Here is a 26,324-nt window from a genome sequence, read left to right on the forward strand (position 1 = left end):
GGGCGAGCAAGGAAATCGGCGCGAAGCGCTTTCGTCCGCGACCAGGTGGTCAGCGCACGAAATCGCTCAAGGCCGATTGAAAGGAAGTTGCGGGCTGGCCGCGAGATGACAGAGCCGGTGGGCTCAGATAGGTCGATGCGTCAGGAACGCGAATTAAAGGCAGGGTATCCCGCGTTGCTGCGGGGGCGGCCGCGGAATGCTAGCCAATCAAGTACAGCTTTGGCCACACAACCACAACGCAACCGGTTGAGGGGCAAAACCGCGAATGCTACCGAAAATCGTATAGCTTTCTCCGGAACTTGACTTCGAATAACCCGAGGCAGACTGGATGCGTCACTTCAACACATAGGACGCATCCACATGGTCTGGTCAATCATCCTTCTCTGCGGCGCATGGGCACTATACAAGCGGTATACCCAATCCCACACGCGCCACCAATCCAAACGCCCGGTAACGCGCGCCCAGGCATCGGGCGAGGCAGGCGAGGCGCGCGTGAACGCGGAGCTGCGCCGAATCCTCGCCCAAATCTGCGGTTCGGACTTCTACGTTCACCCCACCGCGCTTCTGCTTCTTCATGCACCGGGCAGCGAATTTCCGACCGCAGAGGTCGACCACCTCGTGATCACCCCGTTCGGCATTTTTCTAATTGAGACGAAGAATTGGGCCGGTGCGATCTTGCCCGGCCGGACGCCCGATCAGGTCATTTGCCACCTTCCCGGGGGCGAGCTCGACGAGCGCCGCTCTCCCATCAGCCAAAATCGAGCAAAGGTCGCGTTCCTGCGCGGCACGTTGCCGGCGACGTGGAGCGTGCAAGGCCTCGGCATCTTCTCCCACGATGCCTGCACCCTCTCCGCTGGGCTACCGCTCAGCTTGGTGGCGCTTCGGGACCTCGAATACTGGCTGCGGACGCAGCGAGAACGCCACGTTAGATCGCGGACCCCGAACATCAACGTCTTGGCCGCCTGGAACGTTGTGCGCCGGCTGAGCGTCGACGACCCGACCGGATCGGCTCTTTTGGCACATCGCTATAAAGTTGCCAGGAATTCATCCGTAAACCTATGACCGCCAGTTTACATTTCATATCAACCTGTAACTTTTGGTTGCAGGTTTCCGAAGCGCGTTATTTCTACGAAAGACACATTGTTTCGTGCAGCTTTCCAGGCATGACGCCGAAAAGGGCCGCGTAAGCTGGTGCACACCCCCAGGTGTCGACTCCGTAGGACGGGCCATGCGCTGGTCCGCTTCACTGCCTAACCCGTGCCAGGGAAGGCCCCAATCAGCTGGAGAGAGCTTTGTCCAAGAAATCGCCGAAAACGCCCGAAGACGACGAGGGCTTCAACCCGACCGTACCCGATAATCCCACGTCCGAAGGGACGGACCTCGATCTTCCCGCGACCTTCGCCCATGTCCCGGACAAGCTCGAACTCAGCACGGCCGCCCGCGAACACTTCAGCGAGCTGCCCGAAACCCTCGTTCGCAACATCATCCACGAGACCGAGGAAGTCGCGCATTCCACGCGCAAGATCCTGCAGGAGCATATGCGCATCGGCGGCAACTTCGCACACATCCATGCCTCCGTGATCGGGCATTACGTCAGCACGATGGGCGATACCCGACAGGTTCGGAACATGGCTGCCGAGATCGTCTACGCCTTTCTCACCAAGCTGTTCCGGAAGTCGAAGTCGTCGGTCAGCCTGTACATTCGGTGCTACAACAAATTCTCGAACAACATCGGCGCGGTCGAAATACTGACGATCAGCGACATGTCCTTGCTCGTCCACAATCATATCGGCGACGACATCGTCGGAAAGGTGATTGACGCCAAGCGTGAGGACCCCACACTCACCAAGAGCGAAGTCAGCGCACTCATCGCGACGCTCAAGGAACAGATTGCCGGAAAGGACAACAGCATTGAAGAGGCGACGTCGCAGCTGGCAACAACGGTAGGCCGCTTGGACGACGCTCAGCGGGAAATCGACCGCCTCTCGGCAGAACTGACGGGCGTCCGGCAAGAGCAGGCCCGAGAAAAGACCAAAGCGCAGGAGACCCAGGTTTCGCTGGCCTCAACTGGTAGACAGGTGAGCACGCTGCAACACACGATCGCTACGAAAGAACGCGAAATCGAGCAACTCACGGCAGAGGTCAGCAAGCTTCAGTCGAGTCCGGTGAAGACCGAAGTACCGGTGCCCACACTGCCGGAATCCTATACGAACCTCCAAGACGCCTTGAAAGATAAGCTTGCCGAGCTCGAGGCAACGTGCACCCAGCTTGAAGAAGCCAAAGGGCGGCTTTCGGATCTCGAAGCCCGGGGGCGCGAGCACCAAGCGTCAATCGAAGCGGGTGAGGTACTGGAGAAGAAGATCCGAGGACTGATCGACTCTTTCAGCTCCTTCGTTCAGGACTATCACAGCGCTCAGCTGCTCGCCACCGCAGACGGAAATCGCGCGCGCTTCAAATCATTGTTCGAGGCGTTCGGCGACCTGATCGGCAAGTTCCATGGCGAGGTGATGGCGGCCGCTCGCGCCTGATAAGTTTGGGCCACGAAGCAATGCTGTGTAGTTGAAGAGAGACAAAAAGAATGGAAAAGAAGAATTCGCGAGAGACCTATCGATCGATTGAACGACTGTATGTACCCAGTTGGTTGGCCGATCGCATCCGCGAGACCAATTTTGACCTGGTCGACCAGATGAGATGGTTACTTGAAATGGATGGCGCCTTTAACGACATCCTGGCCGTCGAGCGCAAAGAGATCGATCACGTTAAAAACAACGAAGAGTCGTTGCGAAATCTGCTGCGCGCGCCCTTTCTGATGGTCGCCCCAACACTCGAGTCCGTGGAAGATTGGCGATGTCTCGTCGACGACACACCAACGACCCTCGCTGTTGACCAATTGATTCGCAAACTGCCAGAGCTTGACGCGCTCGCCAAGCTGTCCGTCGAGCACTACAACCGGATCTTCCTTGACCTGGTCACGAGCGTCATCCACATCAGCGTGCTGGCAGCGCCCCTTCTCGGGATCACCACCGAGGTTGCTTCCTATCTCGTGTCGGTGCCAACGTACAAGCTGCGAATCGCACTCGGCAAAATGAATGGCCTGCCGCTCTTCCGCTGGCGCTTCAACTCGCCGACGTTCTGGTATCAGTTCACGGCCAGCAAGCTGACCGACGAGATGGTGGCACACCAGATCATGGCGACGTCGCCTATCAGGATGAACAGCTCACACGGCAAGGCCGGCTGGAGCGAGTTGCGTTTGCCACGCGACAAGAACGAAACCTACGCGAGCGCCTTGATGGCATACGGGTGCCGCGCTTCGACAGCGGCCAGCTTGTTCCGCTTGAATCAGAACGCAATGCGGCAACGTTTCTTCGAAATGCACGGCACCAGCTCGCCGTGCGGGAACACGCCCAACTCGCTCACGTGGTTCGTCGAAGCGCCGACCAACCGGCTGCACGGAACGATCTTCACTTGGCTATATCGCGCGGCACTCGCCGCCGGCGCAAACGCGCCGCAAGCGCTGATCGCGACCAACGACGTCTACCAGCAGATCTTCGGCGGCCAGCACGCGATTTCGGTCGACCGCGGATGCAACCTGACACGTGCAATGGCGGCAGACAACCGCCTCACGATCGCGCCGTGCCGCACCTGCCGAACTGAATATCTCGTGAGTAACAACGAGACGAAGATCGAGATGCACCATAGTTTCGACTGTCCGGCCTGCACGGGACAGCTTGGACTGAAACGCCGGAGCGCCAAAGCGAGGGTTCGCAATGAAGCACAGTAAAGATCACGCGGGGCGTGCACTGCCGGACCTGCCCTCCAGCGTGATAGTCATCAACGCGGATCACCGGCCGCAATTCGCTTGGTACGACGCCGAAACCGCGCAGTACTACTCCGAAGCGGATGGAAAGGTCATCGTCGACGTACGCGCCGCGATGCCTTGGGCCGCGCTTAGCGTCCACTAGCCAGACTATGGACGATCTCGCCTACCTCGTTGCGGAGAGCAACGCTGCCTGGCTCGCCGGCCGCGGAGACGGGCGATTCGAGCGCTACGAACGGTTCTATCGGGTCGAGCGACAGAGGCAAGCCGAAACATTCGAGCTCGAGCGCGCCAACGAAGCATACCCCTCGTGGATCGGGAGCCAACCCCCAAGGGCGCTCGCCATGCTTACCAGGCCGTGGTTCGGGAAGGTGCTGGTCGCACTTACGTGCATGTACGTCGGGGCTCAAGTCGTTCCTGTCGTGTCGTTAGCGATGCCCTACAAGTCGACAATGTTGCTCGGCGCGATTTTCCTGGGCTTGCGGGTGTTCCATTGGAGGCGCCGGCGCGCAAGATGATCACCAAAGCTCAATTCCCGCCCGATGGCGGGATTTTTTTTCCGATCGCCATTAAGTGCGGCGAAATCTGACCGTAATTTAGAATTGGCGGTTTTTGGGCTCGCCCTAGCCATTTCGAAGACTGGGCCGTCGGCCGCGCGAACTTGACTTTGCCGCCGCGCCGATAGGATGGATTCAAGGGCTCGCAAGGTGCGCGCCCCAACAACAATTCGAGGACCAAATATGAAGAAGTTTACGACCATCAGCGTCTCGGCGATCTCCGCGGCAGCCGTTCTCGCACTCGCAGCCTGCGGCGGCGGCGGTGGTGACAGCGGCAGCGCCAGCTCGAACACTGGATCGAGCAGCAACAACCAGAATCCGTCCAACCCTGGCACCCCATCGACGACCGTACCGGGCACGCTCGACAGCGCTCAGTATCCTGCCGGCAGCGCGCAGCTCGCCGCACTGAACCTGCTGAACCAGTACCGCACTCAATGCGGCTTCCCGGCGCTCAAGCAAAACACGGTGCTTGATCAAGCTGCGCAAAACCATGCAAAGTACATCGGCCTCAACGGCGTCGTCACTGACACCGAAGTATCGGGGAATCAAGGCTACACGGCTGCCAGCTACACTGATCGCGCGGTGTTGGCCGGGTTTCCGAGCAATGCCATCGGCATTGGCGCGAGCGGCGCAGGCAACGCTGTCTTCACGAGCAATTTCAACGCTCCGCTCGCTGGTCAACAGTTCGTGAACGCGCTTCTCGGTGGTGCCTACCACGCGGTCATTGCCACGTTCCCAGTCGACAACGCGGGCTTCGGGGAGTTCGAGACTCAAGCCGCTTCCGGATCCTTCACGTTTACCGAGTCGTGGCAGTCGATCAGCATGTATAGCAATCAGACACAGCCCATCCAGAATAGCCCGATGATGTTCCCGTGCGACGGCGTGTCCGGCGTTCCCTACCGCGGTATCGGTGAAATTCCGACACCCCCGAACGTCTCTTCGTCCGGCTGGGGAACACCAATGCCCGTGATGGGCAACCTTACCGACACGGTCGTCATCCAGTCCGCGTCGGTTACAGGGCCTTCGGGAGCAGTGGCCGTCCAGATCCTCAATTCAGATACGGACCCGAACAAGCTGCTTGGCAAGTACCAGGCCGTGGCCTATCCAACGGAGCCGTTGCTGCCCAACACGACGTATAGCGCAACAGTAACGGGCACGATCAACGGCAAAGCATTCTCGCGGACAGCCAGTTTCACAACCGCAAACGCCGGCAGCTGATTCGGCGTCACCACAAAGAAAAAGCGCCCACGCGGGCGCTTTTTTTATTGCTTGCCGGCTACTAGTGATTGCACTGACCACTACTCGCACCCGCCGGACTTACCGACAAAGTGTCCACCGCGCCGTTTGCCGGATTGATGAAGCAGAGGACAGCCCAAATATTCTGCTGACTGCATGCATTCTGATTGTTGTACCACGGCCCGGTCCAGTTGCCCGTGAACACCTTGTCACCCCGGGGGCCGAAAATATAAGGCCAATTGGGATTTACGCCTGGGATAGTGCTCCAGTCTTGCCACGCGGTCGCCTGCCGAAACGGAGCGTTGCTCGTTATCGATTGACTGGCCGAATTGAGCCTTTGCATGTCCGCCGCTGTTAGCGTGTAGTTGTTCGCCACAGCCGTACAGACCTGATTCGGGTCGGTGATTGGCGGGGGGGGAGTCACATGCGGCGTGCATGTCGGCTGGGTCCAACTCACACCGGTCCACGAAGACCCCGCAATCGTGTCGAAACCTGGCGGGCAACTCGGCGGAGCGGAATAATTGCACTGTGGTTGAGACCACCGCGAGCCCTGCCACACGGACGCCGACACGGTCGTCCAGCCTGCGCCTGCCTGGCACTGCGGTTGAGGGATCGCCCCATTGCGCAAAGGCGTCGCACACGTCGAGTCCTGGTAGCCTGGTGTGCATGGGATCGGCGCGCATGCCTGACGCATTCCGATATACGCACCAGCCTTGTCGTAGTACGGATACGAACGAAGTCCGAACCCCGGCTGGCACGACCCGTCCGCGAATGCGCTGGTCGCGCCGATCGACAATAAAACCGCCACTACCCACCTCATCCAGCTCTTCACTTCCTTCTCCCTCAATACGAGCAATAGGTTTCAACGACGGCCGTGCCGCCGATCCCGCTGCCATTGCCGTCCGTGATAAACACTGTCCACGGGCCGCTGCCCGAGGCTGAAACATTCACTGTCGCGGTCGGATCCACATAGAAGCTCACCGGACTGAAGACGATCTGCGGGGTACCGCCGGTCGCGCAGTTGGGCGCCGGAACACCCCACCCGTTCTGGACCATGAAGTAACCTTGCCGAAGCGCCGGACCGCCCGTGGGCAGCCACACGTGATCCATACATGTCAACTGCAGGCCACGCCCGTCGCTGTTTTGCGCGATCGCGCCATTGACCGGGCACGAGGCTCGTGGCGTTGCGATCGCGCCAGGGATGATCGTCTGCGTCACTTGCAGCTGGCCGTTCACGATGCTATCGCCGGTCGAGATTGGCCCCGGCGCTGAGCCATCCGCTGTCTGGACGGCCAGCGTCCCGGGCGACCTCACTGCGTTGCTGACCGCAACGTTTGACGCGGCGAGCGTCGGCGCTGCAATCGTCCCGCTGGCATCGATGCTGCCAACGTTGTGCAGATCGACGCCGTTGACGTCTTGGCTCCCAGTCCATTTCAGAGAACCGTCCCGGCGGATGAACACTGAATTGCCGTCCGACGAAGGGCCGTTTGTCGCCATCACTACCGCCGCGGGCGCGCCAGGCACCGGATTGCTTGCGGTCCACGCGCCATTGAGACCTCGAACAACAGTCGCATTTTGCGTCGTCGAGAAACCGAAGGCCGCCCCTGCCGCCTGGGCGACCAGCCCCGCGCCGGCGACGTCCGGCTGGCCGAGCCTCGTCACCGGCTTCGACGAGTAGAAGACGTAGCTCACCTGGCACGACGTCGAACCGGTAGAGCAGCCGTCCGGCCCGACGCTCATCTGCACCAGGTAGCTGCCACCCCAAAACGGGCCAGCCGCGTAGTCAGCCTTCAAATAGCCGCCAGCGCGCAGCTCCGCGAACGTGGGCGGTGTTATCGCCGTCGACCTGTCGCCGACCATCTGCGCCACCAGCGTTCCGTACTTGTCCGTTACCCACCTCGACAACGCAGCATTGATCACCGCCTCGTTCTGCCCTTCGACGCTCAACACGTCGTGCCGGCGCTGCACGACGTCCCGCTGGATGCCTTGCAACGTCAGCAGCGCCGCGGCGACGAGCACGATCACGGCTTCAATGAGGCTCATCGCTGGCCCTCAATTGTCTTTCGTCGCGTACATGACGATATTCGCGGTGGCGCCGGCCGAAGCACATGCGGTCGCCGCCGTGTTCGAATCGTACGTCGTGTTCGGCCCGGAAATCGTCGTGTTGTTCACCTTGACCTGCGTGTAGGTAGCTGCAATCGTGTCGGCCGCCAACGCGCAGACCGTTGCCGGAGTGGGGTAGGTCACCGCGATCGCGTCATTGGTTGCCGTCACCGTGGCGGCGGCTGCGGTGACGGCACCGCCGAACAGCCCGGTCAGCGCTCCCGACGTCTTGTTCAGTCGCCGGCCTGCCGTATCGAATGCCCGGTTTAATGTCAGGGACTGCATCGTGACCGCCGAGAAGTCGACCTCCGCCGCGGTGGCGTCCTGAATTCCGCTGCGGAAGTACTGCGCTTCACTCTTGAACTGGAGCGCATGAATTCGGTCCATCAGGAACCCACGGCCCATGTAGACGGCCAGCGCAATCAGCGCCGCGGCCGCCATCACCCCGGCGGCTTCAACGAGCGAAAGCTCACCCTTCTGCTTTTTGAGACTCTTCCCGAAGTACGGGCGTTTGCGGAGTTGCGGCTTGTTAGTCCCTTTCATCAGTACGGCTCCTAGTATTTCTGGTTGATTGAGGTAGAGGCCCCGTCGAAAGCGACGGCCCCCGTTGCAAAGTACGAGCCCAGGCCGAAGACAAGGAACGCCAGGACTGCCGCGCCTAGCAGCACGTAGTGCGTGACCTTTGCATTGCGTCGAACGGACTCGACGACGCGCCCGAGCGAGCTGTGCCCGAGACTCTTCACCGACTCGACGAACTGATCTCGGCCCGCTGCGTCTGTCAGGATGTCGATCGTCGTCTCCGAGAAGATGCCGGTATCCAGCGCCTGCATCGGTTCGTCAGGCTGGGCGGTCAGCCGCCTGCTCATCTGCCGGAGATGCCAACGCATCCACGGATCCGCGGCTCTCTCGAGCTTGCTGAGCGCCGCGCGCAGCGTTAAGCCCGAGTCGAACAGACCAGCGAGCGAGACAATCAACAACGCCGCACGTAAATCCCGGCGATTGCGCCACATCAGCGGCATCGCATCGACCTTGTTTCTAACCGTCCCCGTCCATCGCTTCAGCGTTTGGAAGTACCCCAGAACCATTCCTGTGACCACCAAACTCGTCAGCCACCAGTAGTCCGCGCAGAACGTGTCGAAGGCATATACGAACTTGCCAAACGGCGACCATCTTTCGAGCGGCCTGACATCCAGCGTCGCCGGCAAAATCTCCGAGCCGAAAAGCACGCAGAACGCGTAGAGATAGACAAGCAGGAAGGCCGGATACGCCATCTCCACCCAGGTCATCGTGGACAACACACCCTTCGCGTGTGCCGCCATCTCGGCGAGTTCAAGCCCGCGAATCGCCGCATCATCGCGAGGCGATTCGCTCGCGAGCTCAAGCAGCACGAATTCATCGTTCGGGATGAACGGTTTCATTGCGGTCGCAAAATCGTCGCCGGCGCGCATGCGTTGGGCGATCTTCTGGAACGCCAACCACGACAAGTTTTTCCGCGATCGATGGCGCTGCTCGAGCGTATCCAATCGCTCGAGCAGTGTCTCGCTGTTACGGAGGCCTTTTTTAGCGACATCGAGACGGGTTTCGCGATAGAACATCTCCCGCATCGCTTTGAACCGCCATGTTGAAATGCGCAAGCGTTCCTTCGGAGGGAGCGTCCTGAAGATGCTATAGACGAGCCCCTTGATCACGTCGCACTCCTGGCAGACGCACTTGGAGACAGCTGGTATGCGTCGAATGCGCACATCGATTCGTCTATAAATCTCGGATCGATCAGGCCTTGCGATGCCTTGTACAACGCATGCTCGTAGACGGTCTTACCCGTCATATCCGCGTTGGCGAAATCAGTCGCTCGACTCGTCCGCCATACCAACTCCGCGCCTCTCCAGTCACGCTTCGCGACGCACGCGAGAAACTCAGGTGTGGGCCGGTACAGCTCCATCGCAAGCGTCTGCCCTTTGATGCCCGCGGCAACCTTGCCGGCGCGCGTGAACAGCCCGGGACGCCTGCAATGCTCGCAACCATCCTCATCTCGGCACGCCATCGTTGACGTGTCGAGCCCGAATTTGCCCTCGAGAGTCGTGATCTGCGTGGGCGACAGGACATCGCGTGCGGGGCGCTTGCAATGCGGGCAGAGCTTCGGAATCAACTTCTGGTTGCCAACGGCGTTCAAGAAGCTCCCCGATGCCACTTCGTCCATCGGCAACTTCAAGCGGCCGCCGACCAGGCGCATCACTGCGCCGATGATGCCGCTACCGTGGAGGGTCGCGCGGACCGGATGCCCGGTGAGCGCAAGTTCTGCGACCAGGCCGGCCAAGACCGAATCGCGCACCTCGCCGATCGTCAGGTCGTCGGGGTCCATCCGCATCAGCGTCCGGATCACTTCTACGATTTTTCGATTCGCGTCGTCTTCGGACTCGTTCGGCCGCCGCTGAATCGAGATATCGGACAGCCAAGGAGCCGGCACCTCGGAAGGCTCATTCACGGCGAACTGCTTGATGCGATCGCGGTTCGGGACGAGATACGACATGGCGCGCAGCAGCGTGGTCTTCGCGGACCCCGTTTCGCCGGTCAGGAAGGTCGCGCCGCCCGTTACCTTCCCAAGGCTCTCGAGGATATCGATCTGGCTTGCCTCGAGGCCCATTTCGGACGGCATGAGCACGCGTACACGCTTGAAGTTCCCATCGAGCAGTCGGAGCGCAACGTCAAACCCGCCGACGAGCGGTGAGCTCTGCCACCGGATGTTCACGATGTCAGTATGCGCGACCAGCGGAATCATGGCGGACTGCGGTGCCGACATTTGGAACGATTCACCTGAGTTCGTATTCCGCTGAACGAGATCCTGATACGCAGCAGACAGTGCCTTCCGGACCATCGGCTTCGGCAACTCTCGATACGAGTACATCTCACCGTCGACACGCAAACGCAGCGCGACGTCGTCAGAGAAATCTCGGTACTCCCAATGCACGTCACTCGATCCATACGCGTGAGCAGCTTCGATCACGTCCCGGAACAACCCGATCGCTCGGGACGCTTCCGGCACCACGGACGCCGCTCGCTGCTTCTCCCGGCCGTAGAGCGAGGCAATCACCCGTTCATCCGCGACCATCTCCTCGTGGACTGAAATGTCCGCGCGCGCAAGGTCCTTCAGATAGGTCGCATACAGCTGGCTCTCGTGGAAACGAGAGGTGGCCACCACAATCGATATGCCCGCCTGCAGCTCCACTGCGATGAATTCACGCCGAGCCGATTCCGTCACGGTCAGCGCCGCATTTTCATCGCGCTGGCACAACACCCGCTTGAAGTTGAGCGACTCGGCATGAACGAGACGTGGCCGACCACTCTCGACCGGAACCTCCGGCGCCTCGGCAACGTCGGTCCCGATTCGCCGGACGGTCGGGGGAACGTCGTAGCCCGATGCCCACTGCGCAGTCGGCTCGGCGTCCGGCCAAGTGTCCGCATGCATCGACTCGATTGGCTCCTCGGAGGCGCAAGCGCTCTCTTCCATCGGGGCCGCCGCCTGGTCCACGGGCGGCTCGACTTCGGACGTTGGCGCGGGAGGGACATCCCCGACCACTTCAGCCACCGGAGCCGCTGCTTGGTCCATCGGCGGCTCCGCTTCAGGCGTTGGCGCAGGAGGAATGTCCCCAGTCACTGCAGCAAAGGGGGCAGTCGCTCCCGATCCAGCCGGCGTCACGACGTCGATAACGGGTCGCTGCACCGGCGGGCCACCCACGCCCTTCTCAGTTTCCGCAGGCCATTCCCTACCGCTATCCTCGCCGATGACCGCGACGTCTTCTGCCTCTGCCTGCGCGCGACGCAGCATCATGCCCATCGTCATCGGTTGAACCTGGCTCGTGCGCCGAGGATTCACCAGCGTGGTCGCCGGCTTAAAGCGCGGCTCCCGATCACCTTGCAGCTCGGCAGCCACCGCGGCATCGCCCCCGTCGATTGGCTCGCGACCAACGATCGGCATCGAGGAAGACGACGAGCTGTCCGTGAAGCCCGCCGTCAACGCCTTGAGCCTGCCGAGCAGGCTGCGCTTGGCGGGTTCTTGGGGCTCCATTTCCGCGAAGAAACTCATTGCGCACCTCCGAGCGGAATTCCCGGCAGCGGCGCGCCGGCAGGCAACGGAGACCCAAGATCCACGAGCGAACGAGTCGCAGTTGCCGCCGGAGATTGGACTGGCGCCATGCCGCGAATCGGCTCCTTCCACGTGCGCTTGCCTTCGGCTACCGTCACCGCATAGCCCTCTACACCCTTGACGCACCACCCGTTAAGCAGCGTCGCTCCGACACGCGCAGGATAGATTGCGTCGTGGAAGGAATACAGGACGTGTGCACCGGTTTCGTCGTTGTACGCGCCGAGGAAAGCAACCGGTTCAGCATGCGCGCGCGCCGCGCGGATCGCCTTCTCGACCGGCTTCGCCGGCGTGCCCACTGCGGCTCCGCTCGCGGCAATGCCGGGCTGCGGCTGCAACATGGCGCCCGGGGGCAACATGCCGGGACCGGTCGCCCCTCCGCCGAGGCTCCGGACGACATTCGCCCGGGCCAACTGATCGATGTCGTCGATCGATAGGTTTGCGCTAGCCGGATCGGCGTGCGCGGAAACGGCGATACCGAAGCCCACCGCAATGCATGCGTACCTAATCAAAGACATAGTATTTGCCCTTCGCGGTGAAGTGGACGCCATACGGCGAATCACCCGTTTCCTTGTTAGTGGTCGCTGGTGCACCCTCATTCAGGCGCAGTTCGACCTTCAGGGATTGGAGCGCCATGTTGGGGGGCAGCTTCGCGAGTAGCTGCGTCTGCCAGCGGAAACCTTCGATCGTCCAGTCGCCTTGCTTGAGCAACCGCGCGGCGCGCCCCCCTTCGCCCATACCCGGCGCGGCGAGCAACGGTCGCGCTTCGCCAAGATTGACGACGTAGCCGTAGGATCGAAGGTCGAGGGGTTGAACCGACATCCGCTGCGGCGGCGTCTGTAGCATGTCGATAAAAGTCTGCTCGTCCGGCCAACTTTCCGACTCACGCTCCATCAGAGAAGCTGATTTCGGGATGGCAGGCCCACGCGAGGCCAGCGTGCGGCCGTCACGCGCGAAAGTCAGCGGGCGCATATCGGCCGTCGCGGCCTGGTCGAAGCCCGCGAACGTGCCACCGTTCCGGCGAAACGTCATCGTGCAGAACCCCGCAGAGGGACAGTTCGCCTCGGTAAACAGCCACCCCTTTCTCACCAGATCCTTTCCACCTACGGCAGCTAGCAGCGCCGGCGCGAGCTCGGAGGCACGCGGCTGCGGCCTGGCAAACGCGTCGTGTACTGCCACCGCGTACTGTTCTGCGAACGTCGGTGCCCGCGGAGGCGGCGGCGGCGGCGAAAGCATGTCCGCGATCTTGGGGACGCCGAAGAAGACGCCCGCCACGATGACGACCACCGGAATGGCGGTCGGCAAGGAAATGGGTGGCCGCCGAAGGAGCCCGACCTTCCGGTTCGCGAGCAACTCACTCGCTTGGAAGGGCTCGTCGATGTCGCCGATACGGTCGCCCGTGCCCAGCGTATCGAGCGAGAGGTTGCTCTTCAGGCACTCCTGTTCAATCTCGAGACGACGCGACTGCGCGCTCTCTGGCGTCAATACCTCGTCGCTCCGGACCGCTCCGCGCACCACAAACACCATGTAGACGCGCGAACCGTCCTGCAGGAGCACGAGAGCGGCGGCCCGGGACTTGATCCGATCATGCAATGCGACGCGGGCCGCACCCGAGTACAGGCGCGTGCCTTTGATCTCTGACATGTCCGGCTCGGCGAACCCGCCGATCAGTTCGGCCCCGACCTTGAACTCGAGGAAGTGCGTCGCGTTGAACGCGTCGGTGTAGCGACGACGCTCGGCTTTTCCCCCTTTCGCCGGGTAGGCCCGCCAGTCGATGCCAAACACCAGGCGTGCGCGCTTATCGGTGGGCAGTGGTTCGGTGATGTGCATCATGGCTATCACATCGACGGAACGACAGTCGCCTTCAGCATGATCACCTGGAACGTCTTCGACTTGTTCCAGCTCCCAGTGAGGCCGGCAATGCCAGTATTCGTCGTACTGTCAGCCTGGTCCGTGATTGCGCCGTACAACACGACAGTCTGGCCATCCGACAGTGCGATCGTCTGGTCATCCTTCGAGCCGACCGTGTGCGCCAACTGGATCTGTTGCTGGGTCTGGCCAGAGCCAACCGCAGCGCTGGTGAACGGACCGTTGAGCTTCGAACTGTCTGCCCAGTACGCAAGCACGATCTGGTTGTGATCGTTGACTGCGGGCAACACGTTCACGAAATCACCCGTCGTGATCGTGCCCGGCGTGAGCCCCGGCACGCCCCCCGACGAGCCAGTCAGGGAGCCCGACGACGGCGTCGTCGATCGCAGGTAGTCATCGCTCTGAAATGACGCGATCGAGACGGGCAACCCGTTGAGGGTCATCTTCGTCATCGTGTTGTCCTGGACCGTTCGGCCGTACTGGTTCAGCGCGTTCACGACCGCGTTTGTTCCAGAGAACGGCGCGTCAGGGCGAAGCACTGACACACCGACTGAGCCGCCGCCGGTCGCGAGAGACGTTGGCGACGTCAGGCTGATCGCATAGCGTGCGAGGCCAGCATGCATCGCATTGAAAACGACGTCGGCATTCGCGCCGGCCTGGCTCCCCTTGTTCAACGCGATCTGGAGGGTCCGGACGGTGATCGCCACCTGCCGCGTGGAAATCGCGTTCTCCTGCTTGAGCAACCTCCCGATGTTGTCCGCAGCCTCCTTGGTGTCGTACACCATCACGAGCCTGCTTTGCTGGTTCACGCTCACGCGGCCCATCGGGGACTTCAGCTTATCGACTTCCTCCATGATCGACGCGATTTGATCGAAGCCGCCTTCGCGGCCGTTCTTCGTTTCAGCCGAGAAAGAACCGGTATTGCCGCCTGAGCTGCCGCCACTGCCGGACTGGTTGCCCGTCGACGTGTCCATGCCCTTGGTCATCGTCGATTTGATCGAGACTTTCCCTGGAATCGCTGCGATCTGGTACATGCGGGTGACGAACCGATTCACGTTGATCGTGCTGCCGTCGAAGGACCAGTCGAGACCGAGGTCGGTTGTCATGTTTCGCATGTAAATGCCGGTCTTTCCCGTGAACGCCTGGGGATAGATCGGCTCTTCGGTTCGCGCGGAGTTGTTCTGGCCCTTCGCCTCCGTTTGACCTGGCACCAGCGAGGCGCGGGGCACGAAAACGTCCGGGCTCAGGTGTACCGGATAGCCTGTCGCCGTAGAAATGAGCGTGGCGATCTGCTTGATGCCGAGGTTCGCAGGCAGCGTGACTGTCTTGTCCCGGAACACTGCGGGCAGCGTGGCCTCATACGCGAGCGGAACCAGCCGATCACCGAGAAACGCGGTCGGCACGTCCTCGACGAGCGCCATCGGCGCCGGCCCCTTACCCATCGCGTCGGAGATGGTACGGTGTGCAGCGTCGTAGCTATCGTTGACGTCCTGCTGAGTCACGGCGCAGCCCGCGGCCATCAATGCGGCTGCGATCGCGAAGGCAGACTTCCAAAGGTGAACACGCATGGTTCTCAATCCTGGCAGTTGCCCGCGCGTACGATCACGCGGATAACGTTGTTCGTGTGGCGGCACGCGCGTGTCGGCGTGCGCATGTGATTCGTCGCCTTCATCACCTGGTCGAGCACCGAAGTGAAATCGCCGGTGAAGGTGGCATTGAATTCCAGCGGGAGGTCGTCGTCGATCTTCCAAGCGAGCTGCCAGCCCTGCTGCTGCAGCCAACGGTCGAGCGCATCGCGCAGATTCACGTCCGCTGGCGTCACCGAGAACGTCAGCGTGCCGCTCGCGGCGGACGCCGCGGCGCCGGGCAACACGACAGAAGCAACCTCGGTGGACGGGGATTCATTCACGCTCGCCGGTGCCGCCGCCGGCGTCGGAAGCGGCCGGCTCGATTGCGGGCTCTCTACGGCAGCCGCCGGCGCCTTCGGTACTGAAGCGAGCATCTGCCACCCGTCGGTGTCGACGGGACCCGCGCCCAGGTCGACCGCAGCGTAAGCCCCTAGATGGACCACGGCCAGCCCAGCCGCAACGAGTGCGCGAACCCGCGCATGAGTCGAATGTGTCATTTGCATGGTTACCGGCCCTGCTGCATAAATCGGCGATAGATCGCACTGGCGTAGACGAGCTGCTTGGACGGCGTGACTGCGTTGTAGGCGCCGACAGCCTTCCAATTTGGTCCGAAGCGACGCACGTTCGACGCGAGAATCCACGCACCGACGTAGGCACTGACGCAGCCGTTGAAGAGATGCTCACGACGGATGCCGTAGCGCGCCAACGTGGGGAGCCACGACGTGTTGATCTGCATGAGGCCGATGTCCTCGCTGCCGTTCGTGTTTCGGTTCACGGCGTTCGCGCGCATCCCGGACTCGTGCTGCGCGATCGCTCGCAGAAGCCGCGGATTCACGCGATGGAAGGCTGCCGCGTCGTCGAGACAATCCGCGTGACTCAGCTGTGGTGCGAAGGCGACCAAGACAGCTACGATTGGTACGAAACGCATCACGAGGTCGGCCCTCCGCTAGCTTGCAGCGAGGAGGCCGGCACTTCGTGGTAGACGACTTCCTTGCGACGCTTGACGTGGATCGTGTTGCCGTCGGCGGTCACCGTAAATAGGTCAGAGGTCCCGTCGAACATGTAGTACCGTCCTTTCTGCTGGCCGGTGCCCAGGTTTTTCGTGTCGGTCACACCGATCCGCACAACGGAGTCTGCGAATTTGAAGTACGTCCGGCCCTCTCGATCAAACACCAACTCGAGCTTTGCCGCGTTCGGCTGGTCAAAGTCGTAGACGGTCTTCGCCTCGCGCGTGACCTCGACGTGATCGGCTGCATCTGCGACCACGAAGCGCTCCGCGCGGTCGATCGTCAGCACGTTCGTCATCGCATCCCAGCTCGTTCGAAGTACCTTGCCGTCAGGAGTTTTGAACGTGACGGTTTTGGCTGGCTTGGCCGAGAACCGGATCTGCATGTGCGAGTCGTCGCCGTCTCGAATGGCCTGCGCACCGAAGCGTTCAGCCAGGCGCGACACTGCCGGAGGAGCAGTCGTGATCGGTGCAACGGCGCGGCTCATCGCCGCCTCGTCGGCATCGCGCCCCGAAGCCGCGTAGTTCAACGCGGCGGACTTCGGCGCGTCACGATGCAAGCGCACATGGCGCGCCGCGAAATCGACGTCCGCATACAGCCCTGTTTGCGTCATCAAACGGTCCATCGCCTGCATCCAGTTCTCGCCGTCGCGCGTGCCGAACTGCTCGGGCGTCGTCAAGTCGACGTCCTTCTGAGCCGATCCGGTCCAACCTTGCGGGACAAGCGCTTTGACGAAGCCGCCGACCGTCATCGACGCATGGAGCGCACGAACTGGCTCGAGCGCCGGGCGCGCGCCGATCATCACCAGGCGGTCGGTAAAACCATCGAACCCGGCGGGTTGGTCATCCTTCAGTGCACCCAACGCACCAGATCCACCGATGAACGTATTTGCCTTCTTCCAGCGTGCCGTGGCCGCATGCGCGCCCACCTTGTATGTGACCGACGACGGGGTGCCATCGACAACGACGTACGGACCTTCGGTATGCCCACCGTCGGCGACGATGACTTGGCCTGCCCGCGGCTGGATGTAGGTTTTTTCGCCATCGTTGAAGATGAGCGCCGGACGCTCTGAAATGCCGCCAAGGATTTCGTAGTCGAAGTCGAAGGGGTCGGTGTTAGCCGCTGACGCGGCGGCGCATACCATCCCTGCTGCGGCACAGGCCAGAAACTTGATCGTCTGCTTCACAAGCCTGCCTCGATCATGGAAAGGTGTTGCGCGAACCGCGCGAGATAGGCGCGACCAGGAGAGGGGTTCGCGCTGTGGTAAAACGCGATGGCCTTCGCGACTGAGTCGGTACGTGCGAAGTTCTCGGTAAGAATCGCCTCAGCGACCGCGACGTTAGCCGCAGGCGCCAGCGCATCCCATGCCGATGCGAAACGCTTGCCGTGGTAGCACCAATTCACCTGCATCAGGCCAACGTCGAAGTCGCAGCGACCGCGCGCAAGCAGCGACTGGATCGCTTTGTACGCTTCCTCGCGCGACTTGAAGAAATAGCCCTGGCCGGCTACGTTCAGGGTCCAAGGCCACGCGTGGCCACGGTAGGTCGATTCGTTTAGCGCGATGCCCGCGAGAATCTTCGGATCGACATTGGTGTGCAGCAGCTCGAACGGAACAACCGCTCGCGCGCACGCCCACCCTCCCCTGCGCTCGGTGAGCGCCGCTTGAGCCCCTTCATCCAGCACGAGCGGTTGCAGCCAGCCTCGGTCGATGAACAGGTCATCCAGCGCGACGTCCCGGCCGTCGATCGACACCGTGATACCCATTTCGCGCGAACTGCGCACGGGTTGCCCGACCAGCGGCGATGCCCATTCGACGAACGTCTCAAGGCCGCAGTCATAGACCGGCTTGCCTGGGAGCATTGCGACACGGCGCGTCGCCCCGTCTTGAATGACGACGCTGACTGGACTGATCACCTGCGCAATCACGGCCGACTGGGCGTAGCCGCTTGCCAACGCCATCGCCACGGCAATGGCCATCCGATTGCTCATCGCGACTCCCGATACGGTTCGAGGACCATGTCGCGATTGATCTTCATCATGAAGTGCTTTTCGCCTGGCTTTGACGAGACGGTCGGAGGAATATTTTTGTAGCGATCGAGTACCGACTGCGCCGTTTGCGCCGCGATCTGTCCACCGGTGCTGCCGACCTGGGTGACACCAAGCGGGCCGGTCGTCGTACTCTGGTCGTTATTACTGAAAGCGCGCACCAGAATCGCGGTCAAGAACGAGGTCGAGTAGATCTTCAGGAAGTGGTTATTCACGTCCCCGCCGAACCCGGCCGTACCGTCGCCATTCGCACCCTGCGCGCCGTACAGTGGCACATGCTTTCCATTCGGCAGACGCATCTCAGCACCGGCAACGAGAATCGTCTCCTGCCCAGGCTGAACGTCCGAGCTGTAGGGTGCGACGATGGTCGTGCCCCAAGGTATGACGAGGCAACGCCCATCGCCGTTGTTGGCGTAGACGTCGCTTTCGACGATCAGGGATGCTGTGCCCGGGCGGTCCGAGTTGAGCGCCTCGTTCGAGAGAACGGGTATCTTCGCCGGCGGCGACAGCGTGCATCCGCGGGAGTGGCCAACAAAGCCGGTCCGCGCAAAGTCCTTGTCACCTTCGCTCAACTGCGCGACGTCATGCATGAAGGCATTGTCGCGTTGCTGCGTCGTCATAGGCCCAGCTGCCTGCGCGCTGCGCGACGCCAAGGCGGCCTGAGCCGTCGCGTCTTTCATCGCGGCGTCTTGAGCCGCTGCCTGTTGGAGCAGCATCTGTTGCGGCGAAACGATGCCGTTGGGGGTCTGCGGCGGCTGTGGCTGGCTTTCCTTGACTTTGACGCCCGCGCGGAAGATCGGCGAAACGTAGATACTGTCCTGGTCGTTCGCCGCTTTTAGGTCCGCGGTACTCGCGGTCGGCATGACCGCGTCGGCCGAAAGCGTAGGCTTCTTCGCGTTCGCGGCGGCCGCAGCGCTGGCCGCTGCAGCCGCTTCCGCGGCCCGCCGACGGGCCTCGGCCTGCTGCTGTTCGATGATTGTATCGACGTCGGTCTTGTTTCCGTTGCCCTTGTCCACCGCGTCGGCCGCTCGTTGGCGCTTGGCCTGCAGCGCCTCGGCCTCGGCCTTGTCGGCCTGGACGGTCTGAGTGTAAAAACCCAGCGCGCCGACAACGAGCGCCGCGATCGCGCCAACCGCAATCATGACGTTCCGCGGTACCTTGCCTTTGAACAAGGCCCGTTCCTCCGGGCTGGTCGGATCGGTCTGTTTTGCCATACCGTCCTCAGAATCCGAATAGGCCGCGGCGCCCGCGTGTGATTGTGACCTCCTCGCCCGGGCGCGTCAGCTTCACTTCATCGGCCAGTCGCTGGATGACGATATACGGCCCACGACGAATGAAATTCGGGCTGACAACGTCGCCGCCATCCTTGATCGTCGGCACCGCAAATGGCGTGCGCGGAGGCATGCGGATCCAGATGAAAGTCCCGTCATCGAAGACCGTCTCGGGCTTGAGGGAACTCGTACCAGACACCGTGTAATCGAAGTTCAGCTTGTCGGGCGATACCCCAATCGGTCCTGAATCAGATTGGGATCCGTGCTCAGCGTCCTGGTCGTCACCCGTAGCGCTACCGCGCGCGCGTACCTTCGCCATGAGCGAATTCGGATAGCTGAACCGCACGCTCTGATAAAACAGGCCGCCTAACGGGGACGAGACGAGCGTCAGGTCGTACTCGCGCTTGTTCGTACTCAGGTGCAGCGTGTTGACGAGGCCTGGCTTGGTCGGCTTCACGTAGACGTGATTTGCGCCATCGGTGTCGAGCACCCACTGCACCGAGTCCCCCATTGCTGGCTCGCTGACCAGCGTCTCCCCGCGCTCGAGCTCGATTGTCGTAAGCTTTAGCGGCGCAGTCATGACCCGAAATATCTTGTCGCGGCTGTACGAGAACACCGCCATGCGCGCGTCGCCCGGCATCGTGATCGGATCAGTGCCGGAGTTGTACGGGTTCACCGGGCTCATCGCATCACCGATGATGCTGCCGACATCAAAATTCGGCACGGGTGAGATCGGATTCGCGGCGCTCTTCGCGGCTTGCGCATTGGCCGACGCTGCGATCAACGCGAGCGCGCCCCAGCTCAAAAGGGAACGTGTTCGTTTCATGCGCCGGTTTTTTGCAGAGTGAAGAACGGGTAGTAGAGGCCGTACGGGTTGGTACCCAGCACGTCTTCGGCCGTCGGGGGGATGATCTGGTAGCGCACCGTCAATGCGAAGCGGGTATCGACGGGCTTATCCGTTGGCGATTGCCTGGTCGATGTCGTGAATTCGACGACGGCCGTCGCGTCGTCCAGCAAGGAAACGTTTGTGACTTTCGTTTCACGCACGAGCTTCGGGTTCGTGGTGATCTGGTCGAATGGCTTGTCGTCGCTGATCCAGGCGGCGAACTGGTTCTTCGCGTTGCCGACCATCTTGGCCTTGACCGCGTTGATGTTCTTGGCGAGCCGCGACGTTCGGATGTCATCGGTCAGGACCGGCTCGATGGTGAACCAATGCTCGATGTCCTGTCTGATGGCCGTCCGCTTGGCCTGGTCGTCAGGGTTATAGGCGGCCAGTTGCTTGACCAGCGGGTTACCGCCAGCGTCCGATGAGACGCCATACGATCGGACGACAGACGGAGGCGGCTGCCGTGTGTAGACCGCACCGCCAGCGATGAACGCCAGGATGAAGCAGAAGGTCTTCCAGTGATTCGCTTCGACGCGTAGACGCGTCCCCTGATCGAAGATGATCGCTTCGGGATCGTCGTTCGAGTAGTGACCAGGTGCCGGAGACAAGGCAACCTGCTTCTTGTTGCGGGGAAGGAGTCGGGGGAATCGCATCACGGAGTTCCAATTGGGACGGGTCAATTGGAACAGCCGAGGCGACAACAGCATCTGGGAAAAGAGCCGTCATTTTGGGGCCCTTTTCTAGACGGGACGAAACGCTGGCTGTCGGAACGTCAGCGCTCAACCGGTTGAGGGGCCTAGGATGAAAAGCCCTATGAAAACGGTTAGCTTTTCAGTCGCTGTAGGCCGGAGTCCGGAGCTAGAGCCAGCATCTGCAGATCGATTGGGCGGCCAGCTCAGCATCATCCGCGAGTGTTTAACCGACAAGCCGGGTACTTGTAGTTGGTAGGCAACAAGGTACGACCGACAGAGTTTCAGGTCTACGTTTATGGTTCTTCTGGCGACGCTGGGTGAACGTCTATGGTTCTTGCGATAGGCGAGTCGGAGTGGAGCTGGTTTCGGTGTGCGTGAGAGGGGCCGTCGCTCAGCCAAACAGAAAGGTGAACGTCTATGGTTCGTTCTTCTCGCGTCGACGTCCCGGTGTCGTCACCGAGGTTACCGCGCGCGGCGGGTCGGTGTTCCGCTGTTGCTTAAGGCCAACGCTGGTTTACGTGTTTACCTTAACACCTTTAACACCTTCAACTACGTTTACGGGCCCTCGGATCCTTGCTGGATAAGGGTCTCCGGGATGTTTGGTGCATGCCTATGGTGCCGATGGTGAACGGCTGTGGGTCTAAAGGTAACGGGATATGGTTCTGTCGGTGCATGCCAGTGGTTCTACAGGTACATGGATATGGGGTGAGAGTGAATGTTTCTGGTTCCCGAGGTCATGGGGCAAGGTGAATGTCTATGGTTACTCCTGAAGGTGAACCTCTATGGTTCTGCGCACTGTTGACGTTGTCTCAGAAAGCGCTCGAGCGGTATCTCGCAAGTATATGATTCATAGCGTTAATTTATTTCGCTCTGGATGTGCCTTGCGTGTCAATCAGGACAACTGGCATAGAGGTGAACGTCTATGGTTTTCTAAGGCTGCCAGGACCGAGGGCGCGAAAAGTGAACGGCTATGGTTCTTCGCTCCTGGAAAGACGCGTCGAATTGGACCAGCTTTTGCCCGATGAAGGTGAACGCCTATGGTTCATGACGAGGGCCTTGTCGAACGTTGTTCTGTCTCTATAAGCCATTGAATTGTATGGGATATCGGGAATTTCCCCCTCGCTAGCTTAAGGTCGTGCCATTGGTGAACGTTTATGGTTCTTCTTAGCTCTGACTATCGCGGTTCAGGTCGTTGAAGGCACGTCTTGCCTTGAGGGTGAACAAAGTACAGTGTATTGTTACCGATCATCTCAAATCGAGCATATCCCTTCGTGGCAACGAAAAAAGACACGGGTCGCGAGCCCATGCAAATCGCCCTCTTCCAGATGCCGGAGATGCCAGATCCTTTCCGGAAGGCGGTGCCGGCGATCCACATGGCACCAAAGACTGGGCCCATTTCATTGCAGCAGGCGAAGACTTGGAACGCGTTGATCAAGAACGCGATTGAGCAGCGCAAGGAAGGTGAACGTACATGGTTCGAGTATTCGATCGGAGACCTGATTTCGGACGTAGGACTGAACTCGAAAAATCGCGAGTACGTGAAGGCCACGATCAATTCGTTGGTGGGCTTCGTGGTCAATTGGGACCAGTTGAGCGCGAAGTCTGAATGGAACGCTAGCGCGTTGCTGGCCGGCGCGAAGCTGTCCGGCGGGACTCTCAAGTATCAGTTCTCGGACAACATCAGCGAGCTGCTGCTCAGCCCGGAGGTGTACGCGAGTATCGACATGCGGATCGCAAGGGTGTTCAAGCGCGGTTACGCGCTAACCCTCTGGGAGAACGTTGTCCGCTACGAAGGCGTCGGCCAGACAGGGAAAATGAAGGTCAACACCCTTCGAGATCTTCTGCTTGGTATGGAGTGGGCTCAAGGGTCCTATGCCGAGTACAAAATTTTCAAGAGTCGAATTCTTGTGCCGGCGCTAAGGGAGATAAACGACATTTCGGACCATGAAATTGTCTTGAAGGAGCACAAGACCGGCCGGGCAGTCACTGAGGTTCAGTTCTTCATCACGCCGAAGCGGAAGTCGGACGCCACATCGGAGGAAGACCTCGATGTTCTTGGCGCAATGACCAAGCTCTCGGTTCCCTTGTCTGAGGCTCGCAAGCTGTTGGGTCAGCATGGGCCCGAGGCTGTACGTCAAGCGCTTGCGTACACCGAAGTACGCGTGAAGAAGAAAAATGCCCAGCCCTTGGACAACGTCGCCTCGTATTTCCGGAAAGCTCTGGCGAATGGCTACCAACTGGAAAGCGGGCGAGGTAAGCCAGATAGCAATGTCGTGTCGATTGCGTCTTCGCCTGAGCAAGCGGAGGACAAGCTTCTGTCTAAGCTACTTGCAGATCGAGCTGAGCAGGCGCGCGGCTATTTCAACGAGCTTGATTCTGGCGAGCAAGGCGACTGTGTTAGCCGCTATAACGAGAACCAGGTGGCGCCTCAGCTGAAGCTTGCGGCGAACAAGAAACCGAAGAAGGCTTCAGAGCAAGCATTCTTTCACTGGCTGGCTGAAGATGTTTGGGGCAAGCCGACTGACCGAGATCTCCTAAACTTCGTGCTCGCTGGAGGCGGCGCAAATGGACGGTAATCGTCCGGCCGTACCGAATCAGATGCCCCCGAGACTCCTGCAGTGACATTCGTGCGCGAGTGAGCCGCTCGGGCATTTGGCCGAGCGGCTTGGTCGCGACGTGACGCTCCTACCCCGCAGACTGTGTCTCAGGAACCTGTCTGTTGACGTCGTCGTCCGTCAACTCGAGAGCCCACGATTGAATGACCGCAGTCAGTTTGTCGATCAACTGCTCCTGCGGGACGCCCTTTACCCCTTTGAGGTTTAACTCGGCCCTGCCATCCGCGAAGGCCTTCAGTTCGCCTAGCTCGAAGCCACTTGGCGATGCGAATTTGACTCGCGACTCGTAGTGAGTTCTCTTTGCGCCTCGCGCGCCGCTTTTGTCACTGGTGGCGATCTGTTCGAGCTTTCGTACGGACGCTTGTCCAGCGATCACTTGATCTAGCCAACGCTCAGCTACCGCGTCGCCGGCCTTGTCGCATATGAGCTTGATGTTGTAGGCATGCGAAAGTTTCACTTTCTCTGCGTTGTCGACCATCCGTTGCAGGAGAGACATCGGCAGAGTGTTGAGTTGCAAGACCTTATTCACCACGATCTTGTCCTCCCCGACAGCTGCAGCTAACTCAAGCTGGTCCCGATAAACGCCTTGAGTTAGCAGGCGCTGCCACGAGACAGCATCATCGAAGACGGTCTGGGCGTCCCTCTCCTTATTGGCCCTATACGCGAGAGTGAATAGGTCCTGCGGTGAGAGGTCCGGGCGGTACATGCCCAGGACCGTATTGCGGCCCAGGCTCTTCAGAGCTCGCTTGCGCCGCTCGCCGTCGACGACGATGTTTTTACCGGGATATTCTGGTAAATGCGTAAAAATAATCGGCTGGAGTTGCTGCTCTCGCTGAAGCGTCGCGGCAAGAGCGTCAATACTCTGCGGGCTATAGAACGCACGAGGGTTGTAGGGATTCGCAATGCAATCGTCAATCGAAAGGACGTGTATCCGCTGATCGTCGGGTTGATCCGGCGAGAGGCGTGTGGATGCCTCCTCGGCCGTCGACTGCGGGCCGGTGTTCAGGATGTTGGCTGCATTTGCCTGAGCACTTTCGACTACCCCGGAATTTCGCAGACGCGCGTCGACGTCGCTTCTTTCGGCGTTCATGCCGACCCGGACTTTGCTTACAAGATCGAGCTTCCGGCTCATGCTGCGGCCTCCTCGGAGTTATAGAACGCGATCATCTCATCGAGAAGCGCGGAAAATTCGCTCCGCGCCGGCTTCACGGCATCAGATCGCAGTCCTCGAACATCGAAGACTGTACGTCCCAAGGCTGCGGTCAATTTATAGACTTCACGATTCTTGATCGTTGTTGACAAGACGTGAACCTTGCTTTCTGAGAGCAATTCCTTCATCTGTTTATGAAGTTGCGTCTTCGGGTTTGCCTTGTTGAGCAAAATTGCAAATTTCCCGTTTGGCTGGACAGCACGGGTCTGCTCGACTAAGCGCACCATCCCTTCGCTGCTCCAGAGGTCAAGCGGAGACGAGTCGGTCGGAATAATCGTGGCATCGGCAACCATGAGCACTCGCGCAGTGATTGGCGACTCAATGCTTGGTGGGCAATCCACCAACACAATTTCAGCGTCTTCAGCCAGCTGCGTGATGACGCTTCCTATCTGCTTGCCGTGGCCGGCGACACTGACAATTTTGAACGGTAGTGGGTTTCCTTCATCGGCTACCGCATTCCACCGTAAGCAGGAGTTTTGGGCGTCGGCATCCGCGACGAGTGGCTTATAGCCTGCAGCGTGGAATGCAGCAGCTAAATTGATTGTTGTGGTGGTTTTTCCAACTCCACCCTTTTGATTTGCAACAGCGAAAACTAAACCCATCTCGCCTCCTGGCTGTAACTGAGAATAGAGTTACCGACCACGATTTCCACGTGGAAATCGTACGGACATTCATTCCGACTGTCCGCAAAAAAATCGTTCTTTTGCCAGTATAGACGTAAATTACTTTTAATCAAGAATGGAGGGGCGGAGACACCAAAATCCCCATCTTGGACAACTAGCGCTGGATTCTGGCGGGGAACGCCTGGGGATTTGGCGGTCGAATGATTTCCACGTGGAAATTCAAGGACACCCGATTCCTGGAGGGGCGGTCGATTTCCACGTGGAAATTGACGGTGCGGCAGAAGGAGGCCGCGCGTCGCCCTGCCGTCCACGATTTCCACGTGGAAATTCAAGGGCGCCCGATTCCTGGAGGGGCGGTCGATTCCCACTTGGAAATTCAAGAGGCCCAAGCGCATGGAGAGGCGGTCGGTTCCCGCGTGGAGATAGAGGGCGTGGTGAAAGCAGGAAAGGTGTCGCCCTTTCGCGCGCGATTTCGACGTGGACGTTACGGTGACGTCGGTAGGCTTCAGATAAATTGACTAGGTCGGTATCACATATCGAAGATTCCGTAGAGGACGAAGAGGGAGGCGATTTAGTGTATTCATCGCGATCTACATTGGAGATTTGAGACCGGCTGAGCTTTAGTG

22 protein-coding genes are annotated in these 26,324 nt (G+C 60.4%); 6 read left to right on the top strand and 16 right to left on the bottom strand.

Annotation, left to right across the window (positions count from 1 at the left end; genetic code table 11):
• Positions 1-360: 360 nt before the first annotated feature.
• The 5 genes from F3J18_RS01755 to F3J18_RS01775 all read left to right on the top strand — a co-directional run bounded on the left by F3J18_RS01755 (position 361) and on the right by F3J18_RS01775 (position 5,592).
• Positions 361-1,062: a nuclease-related domain-containing protein gene (locus F3J18_RS01755; RefSeq protein ID WP_166910971.1), complete on the top strand. Its 702-nt coding sequence runs from the start codon at positions 361-363 to the stop codon at positions 1,060-1,062.
• Between the two features lie 230 nt (positions 1,063-1,292).
• A complete protein-coding gene (locus F3J18_RS01760) occupies positions 1,293-2,528 on the top strand; it encodes a hypothetical protein (protein ID WP_166910973.1) in 1,236 nt (411 codons plus the stop codon).
• A 50-nt stretch (positions 2,529-2,578) separates the two neighbouring features.
• A complete protein-coding gene (locus F3J18_RS01765) occupies positions 2,579-3,781 on the top strand; it encodes a FlhC family transcriptional regulator (RefSeq protein ID WP_166910974.1) in 1,203 nt (400 codons plus the stop codon).
• Positions 3,768-3,962 carry a hypothetical protein gene (locus F3J18_RS01770; protein ID WP_166910976.1) on the top strand — a complete coding sequence of 65 codons (195 nt, stop codon included), beginning with the start codon at positions 3,768-3,770 and terminating at the stop codon, positions 3,960-3,962. The genes F3J18_RS01765 and F3J18_RS01770 overlap by 14 nt, the downstream gene beginning before the upstream one ends.
• A gap of 595 nt (positions 3,963-4,557) precedes the next feature.
• A complete protein-coding gene (locus tag F3J18_RS01775; protein WP_166910978.1) occupies positions 4,558-5,592 on the top strand; it encodes a CAP domain-containing protein in 1,035 nt (344 codons plus the stop codon).
• Between the two features lie 861 nt (positions 5,593-6,453).
• Here the strand turns inward: F3J18_RS01775 and F3J18_RS01780 are convergent.
• From F3J18_RS01780 to F3J18_RS01845, 14 genes are read right to left on the bottom strand one after another with little or no spacing between them, the layout of a single operon-like run.
• Positions 6,454-7,653: a hypothetical protein gene (locus F3J18_RS01780; protein WP_166910980.1), complete on the bottom strand. Its 1,200-nt coding sequence runs from the start codon at positions 7,651-7,653 to the stop codon at positions 6,454-6,456.
• 9 nt (positions 7,654-7,662) lie between these two features.
• A complete protein-coding gene (locus F3J18_RS01785) occupies positions 7,663-8,256 on the bottom strand; it encodes a type 4 pilus major pilin (protein ID WP_166910982.1) in 594 nt (197 codons plus the stop codon).
• 11 nt (positions 8,257-8,267) lie between these two features.
• The gene (locus F3J18_RS01790; protein ID WP_166910984.1) at positions 8,268-9,401 is read right to left on the bottom strand and encodes a type II secretion system protein; all 1,134 of its coding nucleotides are present in this window, start codon (positions 9,399-9,401) and stop codon (positions 8,268-8,270) included.
• Positions 9,398-11,794 carry an ATPase, T2SS/T4P/T4SS family gene (locus F3J18_RS01795; protein ID WP_166910986.1) on the bottom strand — a complete coding sequence of 799 codons (2,397 nt, stop codon included), beginning with the start codon at positions 11,792-11,794 and terminating at the stop codon, positions 9,398-9,400. The genes F3J18_RS01790 and F3J18_RS01795 overlap by 4 nt, the downstream gene beginning before the upstream one ends.
• The gene (locus tag F3J18_RS01800; RefSeq protein WP_166910988.1) at positions 11,791-12,369 is read right to left on the bottom strand and encodes a hypothetical protein; all 579 of its coding nucleotides are present in this window, start codon (positions 12,367-12,369) and stop codon (positions 11,791-11,793) included. Before F3J18_RS01800 ends, F3J18_RS01795 begins: the two co-directional genes overlap by 4 nt.
• The gene (locus F3J18_RS01805; RefSeq protein WP_166910990.1) at positions 12,356-13,684 is read right to left on the bottom strand and encodes a hypothetical protein; all 1,329 of its coding nucleotides are present in this window, start codon (positions 13,682-13,684) and stop codon (positions 12,356-12,358) included. Before F3J18_RS01805 ends, F3J18_RS01800 begins: the two co-directional genes overlap by 14 nt.
• A gap of 5 nt (positions 13,685-13,689) precedes the next feature.
• Positions 13,690-15,288 carry a type II secretory pathway protein gene (locus tag F3J18_RS01810; RefSeq protein ID WP_166910992.1) on the bottom strand — a complete coding sequence of 533 codons (1,599 nt, stop codon included), beginning with the start codon at positions 15,286-15,288 and terminating at the stop codon, positions 13,690-13,692.
• Positions 15,289-15,293: 5 nt separating this feature from the next.
• Entirely contained in the window at positions 15,294-15,851 is a 558-nt protein-coding gene (locus F3J18_RS01815) for a toxin co-regulated pilus biosynthesis Q family protein (protein ID WP_166910994.1), read from the bottom strand.
• Between the two features lie 2 nt (positions 15,852-15,853).
• Positions 15,854-16,276, bottom strand: coding sequence for a lytic transglycosylase domain-containing protein (locus F3J18_RS01820; RefSeq protein WP_205195252.1), 423 nt, complete (start codon positions 16,274-16,276; stop codon positions 15,854-15,856).
• Positions 16,276-17,541 (bottom strand): TrbG/VirB9 family P-type conjugative transfer protein, encoded by a 1,266-nt coding sequence (locus F3J18_RS01825; protein WP_166910998.1) that lies wholly within the window; start codon positions 17,539-17,541, stop codon positions 16,276-16,278. The genes F3J18_RS01820 and F3J18_RS01825 overlap by 1 nt, the downstream gene beginning before the upstream one ends.
• Complete coding sequence (locus F3J18_RS01830; protein ID WP_166911000.1) at positions 17,538-18,344, bottom strand: transglycosylase SLT domain-containing protein; 807 nt, start codon at positions 18,342-18,344, stop codon at positions 17,538-17,540. The genes F3J18_RS01825 and F3J18_RS01830 overlap by 4 nt, the downstream gene beginning before the upstream one ends.
• A complete protein-coding gene (locus tag F3J18_RS01835) occupies positions 18,341-19,615 on the bottom strand; it encodes a TrbI/VirB10 family protein (protein ID WP_166911002.1) in 1,275 nt (424 codons plus the stop codon). Before F3J18_RS01835 ends, F3J18_RS01830 begins: the two co-directional genes overlap by 4 nt.
• Positions 19,616-19,622: 7 nt before the next feature.
• Complete coding sequence (locus tag F3J18_RS01840) at positions 19,623-20,498, bottom strand: TrbG/VirB9 family P-type conjugative transfer protein (RefSeq protein WP_166911004.1); 876 nt, start codon at positions 20,496-20,498, stop codon at positions 19,623-19,625.
• A complete protein-coding gene (locus F3J18_RS01845; protein ID WP_166911006.1) occupies positions 20,495-21,211 on the bottom strand; it encodes a type IV secretion system protein in 717 nt (238 codons plus the stop codon). The genes F3J18_RS01840 and F3J18_RS01845 overlap by 4 nt, the downstream gene beginning before the upstream one ends.
• A gap of 1,343 nt (positions 21,212-22,554) precedes the next feature.
• Here F3J18_RS01845 and F3J18_RS01850 point away from each other — a divergent pair.
• The gene (locus F3J18_RS01850) at positions 22,555-23,826 is read left to right on the top strand and encodes a replication initiation protein (RefSeq protein ID WP_166911008.1); all 1,272 of its coding nucleotides are present in this window, start codon (positions 22,555-22,557) and stop codon (positions 23,824-23,826) included.
• Positions 23,827-23,935: 109 nt separating this feature from the next.
• Here F3J18_RS01850 and F3J18_RS01855 read toward each other — a convergent pair whose 3' ends face one another.
• Together F3J18_RS01855 and parA are read right to left on the bottom strand one after the other, a co-directional pair.
• Positions 23,936-24,997, bottom strand: coding sequence for a ParB/RepB/Spo0J family partition protein (locus tag F3J18_RS01855; protein ID WP_166911010.1), 1,062 nt, complete (start codon positions 24,995-24,997; stop codon positions 23,936-23,938).
• On the bottom strand, positions 24,994-25,677 hold the full coding sequence (gene parA / locus F3J18_RS01860; protein WP_166911012.1) for a ParA family partition ATPase: 684 nt from the start codon (positions 25,675-25,677) through the stop codon (positions 24,994-24,996). Before parA ends, F3J18_RS01855 begins: the two co-directional genes overlap by 4 nt.
• Between the last annotated feature and the right edge of the window lie 647 nt (positions 25,678-26,324).

Origin of the sequence: Burkholderia sp. Ax-1720 (genome assembly GCF_011753035.1) — a bacterium.
In the GTDB taxonomy this organism is placed as follows: domain Bacteria; phylum Pseudomonadota; class Gammaproteobacteria; order Burkholderiales; family Burkholderiaceae; genus Burkholderia; species Burkholderia gladioli.